This is a genomic window from Pseudomonas sp. S30, from assembly GCF_016518545.1.
Taxonomy (GTDB): Bacteria; Pseudomonadota; Gammaproteobacteria; order Pseudomonadales; family Pseudomonadaceae; genus Aquipseudomonas.
The window spans coordinates 55,115-67,172 of the sequence record NZ_JACVTO010000001.1 but is presented as its reverse complement, the minus strand read 5'-3'; the positions used below and the strand labels follow the sequence as shown (position 1 = coordinate 67,172).

Sequence of the window (12,058 nt, the reverse complement as noted above, 5' to 3'; positions counted from 1 at the left end):
AGCGGTGCGGTCAGCGGACCGTGGCCGCTGCGATGAACTCGTTGTCGTGTGGCGTCGGGTCGAGTGGTCGTGGTTGGCGCACGGGCTGTATGAGGTTGGTGTATTCCTCGATCAGACGGTTGATCGCCTCCGGTGCTTCGCAAGCCTGGAACTGCATGCGGATCTGCACCTCGTCAGGGTCGCGTCCCTCACCACGGCGGGACTGGGCGCCCACCGTGACTTTGAAATGCGCGCACGAGGTGGAAGGGTCCGACTGCCCGAGGGCCTGCTCACGTGCTTCGGCATCCTTGACGTGAACCGAGAGGTCTACCTGCATGCGCTCCAGCGCCAGCCCTCTGGGCGCGACCAGCGCGATGAGCGGGATGCGCAGTGTGTGGGCATCGTCCATGGCCACCTCGACCATCTTGGCGCGCATCGGCAGGCCCGGTTGCTCCTGGTCGACGTCGAAGAACTGATCGAAAAGCCTGACGTACTGCTGGGCAATCAGCGTATTGGTCGCCGCAGCGGCCTCCTGAAGCCCTCGGGTGATGTCGCGCAGGTCGCTGGAGATCATCGGGGACGGCTGGTGATCGGGCGTTCGTTTCACGTGTCAGCTCCAGTTCGAAGGCCGCAGGCGCGAGCTGGCCTGCGGCTGAAGGGGAGAACGGTGATGCTCAAGGCGTTTTGGCGTCTTGTTTTTCCGGCCCCGGGGCCTTGGTCTTGTCGTCGACCTTGGCCTGGTTTTCTGCCGTCGAGTTGTTGGTCTTGTCGTCGACTTTGGCTTGCGGATCAGGCAGCTTGTCGGTGTCCTGCACCTTGGCGGTGGGCAGCACCGTCGGCTTGGTCGCCGCGTCGGTCATGAAGTCGATGACACGCATCAGGGCCTCGGGCGGATCCTGTCGGCGGACGTTGGTGTTGAAGGCATAGCGGGCACGGGTGTCGGTCTTGCGCGTCTGTTCGGACTTGTGGCTCGCGCTGCCCTTCACGCTGAGCTTGAACGGTCCCCAGCCCAGGGAGCCCTCAAGGCTACCCTGAAGATCCTTGCTGGATCGATCCTCGGCCATCTGGTTGATGGTCATCTCGAACTCGATCCGTCCGTCCTCTATGGCGATGTTCGGATGCGTGATGGCGGCCAGCAGCGGAACCTTCAGGCTTTTCTTGACCGTGCCCTGCTGGGCGCCTTGTTCATCGACCAGTGTTTCGTCGTAGTCGAACTGGATGGCGACGGCCTTGCCTTCCTGGATGCAGACGTTCATCAGGAAGTCGGCGTACGACTTGCTTGCAGTGACCTGGGCCTGAATCATCGCCTGCAATGGCGCGGCGATCATTCGGTCCATCGGCAGGGCGTTGATGACCGAGCCTATCAGATTGCTGTCAATCGACATGGATGCATTTCCTCAACATGACGGTGGATGCGCGCCGTAACGCGCGATCAGTGGGCATGGTTGTCCTGACGGCGGATGTTGCCGATCTGCCGCAGGCTGAGCCCGTACTTGTCGGCCAGCAGGCTGCGCGAGAGCCCGCTGGCGCTTTCTTTCTGAATCTGCAGGTTGCGTAACTGCCGCTGGAAGTGGTCGCACTTGGGGATTTCCAGTGCGATGCCGGCGTAGCGCTTGATCAGCGCGTCCAGGGCGTCGGCTGGCAGCACGTCGGCCAGCCGGGTGCGGTCACGATGCTTGGGGATGTACTTGGGGCGCCCTCCATAGGCACAGGTCAGTCGGTAGGCATTTTCCAGACCGATACACTCGATCAGCGACTGCAGCGAGTGAGGAAGTTGGGAAACATCGACGGCGGTCAGATCTGGCATTTCCATGTGCATTTTCCTTCGGCCTTTGGCCGGGGCTGTGTTGTTCGGATGATTTTCATCCTTCGTCGTCAGCCGTTCCTAGGCGCCATCAGGCCTGTACCTTGTAGTTTCGAATGATTGCCATACGCAGGCATAAAGGCGTTTCTTCGTAGGACATTGCGCTGATCGTAGGCTGAAGGGCTTGGTTTCACAGGCTCGGGCTCAACTACACCAGCCTTGGGTCAGCCGCCCCTCATTCGCACGGGTAGGCGTTGGCCAATGTCACCAACCGCAGGTAGGGTTCGGGTTGGTCGCTGGCATTGGTCGGCAGCGCTCGCCAGTCGATGTCCAGGCACAGCGCGTGCAGCGCCTGCCCGCCGCGCTGGCCGACGATCTGCGTGGCGAACCCACGGCGGTAGCGCGCGTAGCTGACCGCGAAGGGCCTGACTTCATCTGCCGCAATCAGAACCTGGCGGGCCATGGCCGCCACCTGTGCAGGCTTCACGCTGAAATGAAGAGGGGCGGGCGGTTCGAGGAACAGGCCATTGGCGCGGACTCTTTGCCAGAGCTGTTGCCACTGGCTGGGGCCGCTTCGGGCCTCGAGCAGCACGCCGAGTTCGATCAGGCGCTCGCCAGGCGTCGTGGTGGTATCGATGGCCAGTGCGGGCGTGCAGTGGAGCAGCAGCAGGGTGCTGAGCAGCAGAGGGCGTTTCATGGGAACTCCCGAGGGTGGAGAGGGAGACCCATGCTTTCAACGGTGGGGGCAGGCGATCAGCAGGAAATGTCTCGTGTAGCCCAGCGCGGATGTATCATGGGCGCCGTTCCCCCGCAGCCTCTTGTCCCTGATGTTCGAAGGTATTGCCGATGACACACATGCAGCGTTTCAAATACTCGATTCTCATCATCGCTCTGATGATCGCGACCTTGTTCGGTCTGAGCCATTTGCAAAAGCAAGGCACGATCAGCGAGCAGACCTTCCAGTACCTGGCGATCGGCATCGCCGTGGTGGTGGTGGTGATCAACGGCGTGATGCGGCGCAAGGTCAAGTCCTGACCCGCACGGGTCGTCGCGATCGGCGCGGCACGCGTCAGCGCGCGGCGCCTTGCTCCAGCACTGCACGTGCCTCGGGTTGCAAGCTGTAACACTTGTCCGAGCCCAGGCTGATGACGCCCTCGCTGCACAACCGCTTGAGCACCTCGCGCACACTGAGAAACGACAACGGAATGTCCAGCAGTTCCAGCTGCGCATGCACCCCGCGCACCCCGATGCTGCGTCCGGTGCAGTCGGCCGCATGCAGGGCGTCGATGACCTTGAGGCGGATCAGGCTGGTGCGTAGCCCATAGGCGCGCAGCAGCTCGCGAATCTGCTCGTTGCCGACACGCTCGTGCGCGCCGACGCCGGCCTCGGGTGGAACGCGCTCGCCGGTGCCGTGGCGTCGTGGCTGAAGTGGCGGGTTGTGCATGCGAATGCTCCTTTTCCGTTCTGGCTGTCCCGAAACGTGAGTGCCTGATTACCTAGACGAACGAGCAGCGCAAATCTGCAACATCCAGGGCAAAATCAGTCACCTTCTGTACGGTCGGCCATTCGAGAGGCCTGCTGAACGAGACGCCCGGGCCCTGAGCCGTGCGTAAAATTTTCACCCGCCGACTCGTCTGATCGTGATGATTTCCCATTTTCAGGAGTGCCCGTGATCAGATTTTCGCGTCCCTTGTCGTGCCTGGGCCTGGCCCTCGTGCTGTGCAGCACGGCCTCCATCGCCCAGGCACGCGAGGCCACGGCCGAGGCATCGGCGCAGATCCGTCGCACCAGCTTCGGGGTGCCGCATATCCTGGCCAAGGACGAGCGAGGCCTGGGCTACGGCATTGGCTACGTCTATGCCCAGGACAACCTGTGCCTGCTGGCCAACGAGATTCTCACGGTCAACGGCGAGCGCTCGAAATATTTCGGCGCCGACGGCAAGACATTCGAGCAGCGCGACAATCTGGACAGCGACCTGTTCTTCACCTGGCTCAATGCTGCGCCTACCGTCGGCGCATTCCTCCAGGCGCAGTCCGCGCCCATTCGTCAGCGTCTGGAAGGCTATGCGGCCGGTTACAACCGGGCATTGGCCGAACGTCGGGCGCAAGGCCTGCCGGTAGAGTGTGCCGGCGGCGAATGGCTCAGGCCGATCACCAGTCTGGACCTGGTCAAGCTGACCCGCCGCCTGTTGGCCGAAGGTGGCATTGGCCAGTTCGCCGAAGCGCTGGTAGGCGCGCGGCCGCCGACTCAGGCCGCCCAGCCGGCGACGGCTGATTTCAGCGCAGCCCTGAGCCGTCAGCAGGCGTTCGCCGCCGAGCGCGGCAGCAATGCCATCGCGGTGGGGGCCGAGCGTTCGGCGAACGGACGCGGATTGTTGCTGGCCAACCCGCATTTTCCCTGGATCGGTGGCCTGCGTTTCTATCAGATGCAACTGACCATTCCTGGCCAGCTGGATGTGATGGGCGCAGCGCTGCCAGGGCTGCCGGTGATCAATATCGGTTTCAACCGCGATCTGGCCTGGACCCACACGGTCGACACTTCCAAGCACTTCACGCTGTATCGGCTGCAACTCGACCCCAAGGACCCCACTCGCTATCTGCTCGATGGCCAGTCCTTGCCGATGCAGACACAGCAGATCAGCGTCATGGTCAAGGGCGAGGGCGGTCGACTCGAGCGGGTGCAGCGTCAGGTGCATGTGTCCCGCTTCGGACCCGTGGTGCAGTGGCCTGGCCGGCTCGACTGGGACACCCGCTATGCCTACAGCCTGCGCGATGCCAACCTCGACAATACGCGCGTGATCGAACAGTGGTACGGCATCAACCAGGCGACGGGTATCGAGGCGCTGAAAGCTTCGGTGGCCAAGCTCCAGGGCATTCCCTGGGTCAATACCCTGGCGGTGGATGCCAAGGGACGGGCGCTCTACCTGAATCAGTCGGTGGTGCCTTATGTCGATCAGGCGTTGCTGGCGCAGTGCGGTGATCCCCGGCTGACGGGGCCGGCGGTGGTGCTCGATGGCGCGCACAGTGCCTGTCAGTGGAAGATCGACCCGGCTGCGGCGCAGCCAGGGATATTCCCGGCGCACCTGCAACCGAGCCTGGAGCGTACGGACTTCGTGCAGAACTCCAACGATTCGGCGTGGCAGGTGAATCCGGCGCAGCCGTTGACCGGTTTCTCGCCCTTGATCAGTCGTGAGAACCAGCCGCTGGGTATGCGCACGCGCTTCGCTCTGGAGCGTCTGCAAGGTCGCAACAAGCTCGACGCAGCTGCCCTGCAGCACCTGGTGCTGGACAATGAGGTGTACCTGGCCAGCCGCGAGCTGCCCGCGCTGCTCGACTGGTGCAAGCAAGCGCCGCAGGAGGTGCAGAGCGTGTGTACGAGCCTGCGCAGCTGGGATGGCAAGGCCGGGATCGACAGTGGCCCGGGGCTGCTGCATTTCATCAACATCATGCAGGCGCTCGCCGACCAGCCACAGGTGTGGCGCGTCGGTTTCGATGCGGCCGATGCGCAGCATACCCCGCGAGGGCTGGCGATCGAGCAGGCTGCGGTGCGTCAGGTACTGCGCGAGGCGGCACTGGCGTCGCTGCAGCAGGTCGAGCAGAACGGGGAGGGCAATGTGCAGCGCTGGGGGCAGTTGCAGCAGGCGGGCGACGCAACACCGGTCCCTGGTGGTCCGCAGGCGCTGGGCGTGTACAACGCGATGGTCAGCGTACCCGATGGCAAGGGTCGGCGGCACGTGGTAAGCGGTACCAGCTACCTGCAGTCGGTCAGCTTCACCGAGCAAGGGCCTCAGGCCGAGGGCTTGCTGGTGTTCTCGCAGTCCAGCGAGTCGGCCTCGGCCCATGCCTTCGACCAGACGCACGCCTTCGCCGCTGGGAAGCTGGCACCGATTCCCTTCACCGAGGCGCAGATCAAGGCTGACCCGCATTACCAACGCTATGAGATACGCGAGCGGGATGAAGCTGCCGTTGCCGGGCGCTCGCAATAGGGACGGCGTACTCCCGCGATGGGGCGCTGAGCCGCCCCTGCGCACACGCTGCGGTGTCGCAGGTCGCGTGTGCGACCTGCTTCAGACGAACTCGAAGGGCGCCAGCTGCATTCCCTGGTCATCCACCTGCAAGGCCCAGCCACGGCGGTCCCAATCGCCCAGCACGATACGCCGTGCCGGCTGCCCCTCGACCAGCAGCTTGTGCAGGGCGGGGCGGTGGGTGTGGCCGTGGACCAGGGTGAGCACGCCGTGCTCGGCCATGACCCGCGGCACTTCCTCGGGGGTGACGTCGACGATTTCGGTGTTCTTCATGCGCGTCTGCGTCTGGCTTTCGCTGCGCAGCTTGCGCGCCAGGCGCTGGCGCACCGATAAGGGCAGGTGACGCAGCAGCCAGAGACTCAGCGGGTTGCGCAGGTAGCGACGCAGCTTCATGTAGCCCACGTCGCGGGTGCACAAGGTGTCGCCATGCATCAGCAGCACAGGCTCGCCACCGAGCTCGACCACGCTGGGATCGGCCAGCAGGGTGCAACCGGCTGCCCGGCAGAACCCTTGGCCAATGAGAAAGTCGCGGTTGCCGTGCATCAGGTACACCGCCGTGCCAGCGTCGGCGAGCCGGCGCAGGGCCTGGCAGATCGAGCGCTGAAAGGGGGTCATGGCATCGTCGCCGATCCAGGTCTCGAAGAAATCGCCGAGGATGTACAGGGCGCGGGCCTGGCGGGCACGGCCGTCGAGCAGATCGAGAAACGCCCGGGTGATGTCCGGGCGTTGTTCTTGCAGATGCAGATCGGAGATCAGCAGGATCACTCAATGATCTCGGCTTTCTGGATGATCACATCTTCCTTGGGCACGTCCTGGTGACCGGCTTTGGAGCCAGTGACCACTTTCTCGATGGCATCGACCACTTCACGGCCTTCGATCACTTCGCCGAATACCGCGTAGCCCCAACCCTGGACGTTCTTGCCGCTGTGGTTGAGGAAGTCGTTATCCGAGGCATTGATGAAGAACTGCGCGGACGCCGAATGCGGCTCCATGGTGCGGGCCATGGCGATGCTGTACTTGGTGTTCTTCAGGCCGTTGTCGGCTTCGTTCTGGATACTGGCGCGGGTCTTCTTCTGGTCCATGCCGGCGTCGAAGCCGCCGCCCTGGATCATGAAACCCTTGATCACGCGGTGGAAGACGGTGCCGTCGTAGTGGCCGTCCTTGACGTACTGAACGAAGTTCTCGGTGGTTTTGGGCGCTTTTTCGGCGTTCAGTTGCAGAACGATGTCGCCGTGGTTGGTGCTCAGTTTGACTTTGGCCATGCTGAAATTCGCTCTTCGAGGCAATGAAAAATTAAGGGTGCAACCTACATGCTTGAACAGACGTGGCGCGAAGCTGTGACGACACACCGGTCGCCGCGTTCGATCGGTCGAGCCTGGGCAGGGTCTTGGAATAAATCGCGCCAGTTCGTCAATACCCCGCTGTCAGCAACTTGACTGCTTCGGCTATGATAGGCGTTTTGATTCAATCGGCCTACCCGGACCGGACATCTGCATTCAAGGATCCTATGAGCAAGCCCACCGACCACGCGACCAACGCCGCTGCCAAAGGCGCCCCCGCCGTTCCGGCGAACTTCCTGCGACCGATCGTCCAGGCCGACCTGGACTCGGGCAAGCACGGCAGCATCGTCACCCGCTTTCCGCCGGAGCCCAATGGTTACCTGCACATCGGCCACGCCAAGTCGATCTGCGTCAACTTCGGCCTGGCCCAGGAATTCGGTGGGGCTTGCCACCTGCGTTTCGACGACACCAACCCGGCCAAGGAAGACCAGGAATACATCGACGCCATCGAGCGCGACATCAAGTGGCTGGGCTTCCAATGGTCCGGGCCGGTGCGCTTCGCCTCCGATTATTTCGAGCAGCTGCACGCCTGGGCGGTCACCCTGATCGAGAGTGGCAAGGCCTACGTCTGTGACCTGACCCCCGAGCAGGCCAAGGAGTACCGTGGCAGCCTTACCCAGCCGGGCCGGAACAGCCCGTTCCGCGAGCGTAGCGTGCAGGAGAACCTCGACCTGTTCGCCCGCATGAAGGCCGGCGAGTTCAAGGACGGCGAGCGCGTGCTGCGCGCCAGGATCGACATGGCGTCGCCGAACATGAACCTGCGCGACCCGATCCTCTATCGCATCCGTCATGCCCATCACCACCAGACCGGTGACGCCTGGTGCATCTACCCCAACTACGACTTCACCCATGGTCAGTCGGACGCCATCGAAGGCATCACCCATTCGATCTGCACCCTGGAATTCGAAGGTCACCGTCCGCTGTACGACTGGTTCCTCGACAACCTGCCCGTACCGGCGCACCCGCGTCAGTACGAGTTCAGCCGCCTGAACCTGAACTACACCATCACCTCCAAGCGCAAGCTCAAGCAGTTGGTGGACGAGCAGCACGTCGACGGCTGGGACGATCCGCGTATGTCCACCTTGTCCGGATACCGCCGCCGCGGCTACACGCCGGCCTCCATTCGCAACTTCTGCGAGATGGTCGGCACCAACCGCTCCGACGGCGTGGTCGACATGTCCATGCTCGAATTCAGCATCCGTGACGACCTCGATCGCACCGCGCCGCGTGCGATGTGCGTGCTGCGCCCGCTGAAGGTGGTGATCACCAACTACCCGGAAGGCCAGGCCGAGCAACTGGAGCTGGCCCGTCATCCCAAGGAAGACATGGGCGTGCGCGTGCTGCCGTTCGCCCGTGAGCTGTACATCGACCGCGATGATTTCATGGAGGAGCCGCCCAAGGGCTACAAGCGCCTGGAGCCGGCCGGCGAGGTGCGCCTGCGCGGCTGCTACGTGATCCGTGCCGACGAAGCCATCAAGGACGCCGAGGGCCACATCGTCGAGCTGCGCTGCTCGTACGATCCGGACACCCTGGGCAAGAATCCCGAAGGTCGCAAGGTCAAGGGCGTGATCCACTGGGTGCCGGCCGAGGCCAGCGTCGAGTGCGAGGTGCGCCTGTATGATCGCCTGTTCCGCTCGGCCAACCCGGAAAAGGCCGAAGAAGGCGGCAGCTTCCTGGACAACATCAACCCCCACTCGCTGCAGGTGCTGACCGGTTGTCGTGCCGAACCTTCGCTGGGCCATGCCCAGCCCGAGGATCGCTTCCAGTTCGAGCGCGAAGGCTACTTCTGCGCCGACCTGAAAGACAGCCAGCCAGGGCGCCCGGTGTTCAACCGCACCGTGACCCTGCGCGATTCGTGGAGCAGCTGAGGAAAACCTTCGTGCTTAGCATCTACAACACCCTGAGCAAGACCAAGGAAGCGTTCAAGCCGCTGGACGGCAACAAGGTCCGCATGTACGTCTGCGGCATGACCGTGTACGACTACTGCCACCTGGGCCATGGTCGCAGCATGGTGGCGTTCGACCTCATCACCCGCTGGCTGCGCAAGAGTGGGTATGAGCTCACCTACGTGCGCAACATCACCGACATCGACGACAAGATCATCAACCGCGCGATCGAGAACGGCGAACCCTTCGACGCCCTCACCGCGCGCATGATCGAGGCCATGCACGAGGACGAGCGGCGTCTGAACATTCTGCCGCCGGATCAGGAGCCACGCGCCACCGACCACATCGCTGGCATGCACACGATGATCCAGACCCTGATCGACAAAGGCTATGCCTATGCCCCAGGCAATGGCGACGTGTACTACCGGGTCGGCAAGTTCGTCGGCTACGGCAAGCTGTCGCGGCGCAAGATCGAGGACCTGCGTATCGGCGCGCGTATCGAAGTGGGCGAGGCCAAGCAGGACCCGCTGGACTTCGTGCTGTGGAAAGGCGCCAAGCCTGGCGAACCGAGTTGGGAGTCGCCCTGGGGGCCGGGCCGTCCGGGCTGGCACATCGAGTGCTCGGTGATGTCCACCTGCTGCCTGGGCGAGAGCTTCGATATTCACGGCGGTGGCAGTGACCTGGAATTCCCGCATCACGAGAACGAGATCGCCCAGAGCGAAGCGGCCACCGGCAAGCCCTATGCGGCGGCATGGATGCACTGCGGCATGATTCGCATCAATGGCGAGAAGATGTCGAAGTCGCTGAACAACTTCTTCACCATTCGCGACGTGTTGCGCAAGTATCACCCGGAAGTGGTGCGCTACCTGCTGGTGGCCAGCCACTACCGCAGCGCCATCAACTACTCCGAAGACAGCCTGCGTGACGCCAAGGGGGCGCTGGAGCGCTTCTATCATGGCCTGCGCGGCTTGCCGCGGGTTGATGCCAAGGGCGGCGAGGCCTTCGTCGAGCGTTTCGGCGCCGCGATGAACGATGACTTCGGAACACCTGAAGCCTGCGCCGTGCTGTTCGACCTGGTGCGCGAAATCAACCGCCTGCGCGATAGCGATGTCGAGGCCGCCGCGGGTCTGGCCGGTAGGCTGCGCGAGTTGGGTGACGTGCTTGGCGTGCTGCAACTCGACGCCGACGACTTCCTGCGCGCCGGCGCCGAAGGCAAGGTCGATGCCGCCCAGGTCGAGGCCTTGATCCAGGCTCGCCTGCAAGCGCGTGCGGACAAGAACTGGGGTGAATCCGACCGGATTCGCGATCAGCTCACCGCCATGGGCGTGGTGCTGGAAGACAGCAAGGGTACCACAACCTGGCGACTGGCCGACTGAGGCGTGATCCGTGTCACGGCGGGGCCGCTGGGTGCGACCCGGCGCCGTGGCCCGGGCGCTTCGATGTGGTGCTTGGCATCATGAAAAACGGGGCGTTCCTGCTGGGAACGCCCCGTTTTTTCAGGCGCTGGCTGGCAGTCAGGCGACTTTTACGATCCACCCAGCTGGCGCTTCCACATCACCGCTCTGGATGCCGGTCAGCTCGTTGTAGAGCTTCTGGGTCACGGGGCCGACCTTTTCCAGGTCATGGAACACGTGCAGGTTGCCGTTGTACTCGATGCCGCCGATCGGCGTGATGACCGCAGCCGTACCGCAGGCACCGGCCTCGATGAAACGATCGAGCTTGGCGATCTCGACGTCGCCCTCGATCACCGTCAGGCCCAGGCGCGACTGAGCCAGCTCCATCAGCGACAGGCGAGTGATGCCCGGCAGTACCGAGGCCGATTTGGGCGTGACGAACTCGTTGTTGGCGGTGATGCCGAAGAAGTTCGCCGAGCCCACTTCCTCGATCTTGCTGTGGGTCAGCGGATCCAGGTAGATGGCATCGGCGAAGTTGGCCTTCTTGGCCTCGGCGCCGGGTTGCAGGCTGGCGGCATAGTTGCCACCGACCTTGGCAGCGCCCGTGCCCTGGGGAGCGGCGCGGTCGAAGCTGGAAATCTGGAAATTGTGCGGCTTCATCCCGCCTTTGAAATACGAACCGACCGGAATGGCGAACACCGAGAAGATGAATTCCGGCGCGGTGCGTACGCCGATATTGTCGCCCGTGCCGATCACGAACGGCCGCAGGTAGAGCGAACCCTTGCCGTACGGGGGAATGAACCTCTCGTTGGCCTTGGCCACCTGCTTGCACGCTTCGATGAAGGCGTCGGTCGGCACGTGCGGCATCAGCAAGCGGGCGCAGCTGCGCTGCATGCGCGCAGCATTCTGGTCCGGGCGGAACAGGTTGATCGAGCCGTCCTTGCAGCGATAGGCTTTCAGCCCTTCGAAGCACTGTTGGCCGTAGTGCAGGGCGGTCGAGCCTTCGCTGATGTGCAGCACGTTATCGTCGGTCAGGGTGCCGTTGTCCCACTGGCCATCGCGCCACACGGACAGGAAGCGCTTGTCGGTCTTGATGTAGTCGAAGCCCAGCTTGTCCCAGTTGATCTCGTTGCTCATGACACCCTCTATCGTCTTGCAATGGCCCGATCGGTCGGGCTGCTCGTGAATGCGCACCTGGTCACGATAATACATCCGCGCGGGATGGGAAACGTCCAGTCACTAATTGGCCTTTACGCCGGGTCGTCAATCTGCTCGCAGAACCTCAGGCGGTTGCCGAACGGGTCGTGAATCTGCATCTGCAGGCCCCAGTCGACCGGCTCGGCCTCGGGGCGGGCGTAACCATAGCGCTTGGCCTGGAGCTGAGTTTCCAGCTCTCGCAGGTCGGTCAGGCGAATGAACACGGTCGAGCCAGGCGTAGCGTCCCCGTGGTGCTCGGACAGGTGCAAAATCAAGTCGTCGCGATGAATCTGCGCATAGAGCGGCAGGTCGGGGGCGAAGCGGTGCTCCCAGTCGAGCGTGAAGCCCAGAAATTCCAGATAGAACTCCTTCGCTTTGTCGACGCAGAAGATTCGCAGTACGGGTATGGCGGGGGCAAGTGGCATAGGGGCTCC

General features: G+C 63.3%; 13 protein-coding genes. 4 read left to right on the top strand and 9 right to left on the bottom strand.

Annotation, left to right across the window (positions count from 1 at the left end):
- Window positions 1–10: 10 nt before the first annotated feature.
- From IAE34_RS00280 to IAE34_RS00265, 4 genes are all read right to left on the bottom strand, one after another.
- Window positions 11–553 carry a DUF2589 domain-containing protein gene (locus IAE34_RS00280; protein WP_200137319.1) on the bottom strand — a complete coding sequence of 181 codons (543 nt, stop codon included), beginning with the start codon at window positions 551–553 and terminating at the stop codon, window positions 11–13.
- 100 nt (window positions 554–653) lie between these two features.
- Window positions 654–1,364 carry a DUF2589 domain-containing protein gene (locus IAE34_RS00275; RefSeq protein ID WP_200136862.1) on the bottom strand — a complete coding sequence of 237 codons (711 nt, stop codon included), beginning with the start codon at window positions 1,362–1,364 and terminating at the stop codon, window positions 654–656.
- Between the two features lie 47 nt (window positions 1,365–1,411).
- Window positions 1,412–1,792 carry a Mor transcription activator family protein gene (locus tag IAE34_RS00270; protein ID WP_200136861.1) on the bottom strand — a complete coding sequence of 127 codons (381 nt, stop codon included), beginning with the start codon at window positions 1,790–1,792 and terminating at the stop codon, window positions 1,412–1,414.
- 226 nt (window positions 1,793–2,018) lie between these two features.
- Window positions 2,019–2,480: a hypothetical protein gene (locus tag IAE34_RS00265; RefSeq protein WP_200136860.1), complete on the bottom strand. Its 462-nt coding sequence runs from the start codon at window positions 2,478–2,480 to the stop codon at window positions 2,019–2,021.
- 149 nt (window positions 2,481–2,629) lie between these two features.
- Between IAE34_RS00265 and IAE34_RS00260 the strand changes: the two genes are divergently transcribed.
- Window positions 2,630–2,818, top strand: a complete 189-nt coding sequence (locus IAE34_RS00260; RefSeq protein ID WP_200136859.1) for a hypothetical protein — start codon at window positions 2,630–2,632, stop codon at window positions 2,816–2,818.
- A gap of 34 nt (window positions 2,819–2,852) precedes the next feature.
- Here IAE34_RS00260 and IAE34_RS00255 read toward each other — a convergent pair whose 3' ends face one another.
- Complete coding sequence (locus tag IAE34_RS00255; protein WP_200136858.1) at window positions 2,853–3,227, bottom strand: fe2+ zn2+ uptake regulation protein; 375 nt, start codon at window positions 3,225–3,227, stop codon at window positions 2,853–2,855.
- Between the two features lie 225 nt (window positions 3,228–3,452).
- Between IAE34_RS00255 and pvdQ the strand changes: the two genes are divergently transcribed.
- Window positions 3,453–5,768 carry a bifunctional acylase PvdQ gene (pvdQ, locus tag IAE34_RS00250; RefSeq protein WP_200136857.1) on the top strand — a complete coding sequence of 772 codons (2,316 nt, stop codon included), beginning with the start codon at window positions 3,453–3,455 and terminating at the stop codon, window positions 5,766–5,768.
- Between the two features lie 81 nt (window positions 5,769–5,849).
- Here the strand turns inward: pvdQ and lpxH are convergent, their stop codons facing one another.
- Complete coding sequence (gene lpxH / locus IAE34_RS00245) at window positions 5,850–6,572, bottom strand: UDP-2,3-diacylglucosamine diphosphatase (RefSeq protein WP_200136856.1); 723 nt, start codon at window positions 6,570–6,572, stop codon at window positions 5,850–5,852.
- Window positions 6,569–7,069, bottom strand: a complete 501-nt coding sequence (locus tag IAE34_RS00240) for a peptidylprolyl isomerase (RefSeq protein ID WP_200136855.1) — start codon at window positions 7,067–7,069, stop codon at window positions 6,569–6,571. The genes lpxH and IAE34_RS00240 overlap by 4 nt, the downstream gene beginning before the upstream one ends.
- Before the next feature lie 245 nt (window positions 7,070–7,314).
- Here IAE34_RS00240 and IAE34_RS00235 point away from each other — a divergent pair, with 245 nt between their 5' ends.
- A complete protein-coding gene (locus IAE34_RS00235; RefSeq protein ID WP_200136854.1) occupies window positions 7,315–9,015 on the top strand; it encodes a glutamine--tRNA ligase/YqeY domain fusion protein in 1,701 nt (566 codons plus the stop codon).
- An 11-nt stretch (window positions 9,016–9,026) separates the two neighbouring features.
- Complete coding sequence (cysS, locus tag IAE34_RS00230) at window positions 9,027–10,409, top strand: cysteine--tRNA ligase (RefSeq protein WP_200136853.1); 1,383 nt, start codon at window positions 9,027–9,029, stop codon at window positions 10,407–10,409.
- Between the two features lie 138 nt (window positions 10,410–10,547).
- On the opposite strand, the gene IAE34_RS00225 is transcribed toward cysS, so the two are convergent.
- Window positions 10,548–11,564 (bottom strand): branched-chain amino acid aminotransferase, encoded by a 1,017-nt coding sequence (locus IAE34_RS00225; protein ID WP_200136852.1) that lies wholly within the window; start codon window positions 11,562–11,564, stop codon window positions 10,548–10,550.
- Between the two features lie 113 nt (window positions 11,565–11,677).
- The gene (locus tag IAE34_RS00220; RefSeq protein ID WP_200136851.1) at window positions 11,678–12,049 is read right to left on the bottom strand and encodes a glyoxalase superfamily protein; all 372 of its coding nucleotides are present in this window, start codon (window positions 12,047–12,049) and stop codon (window positions 11,678–11,680) included.
- Between the last annotated feature and the right edge of the window lie 9 nt (window positions 12,050–12,058).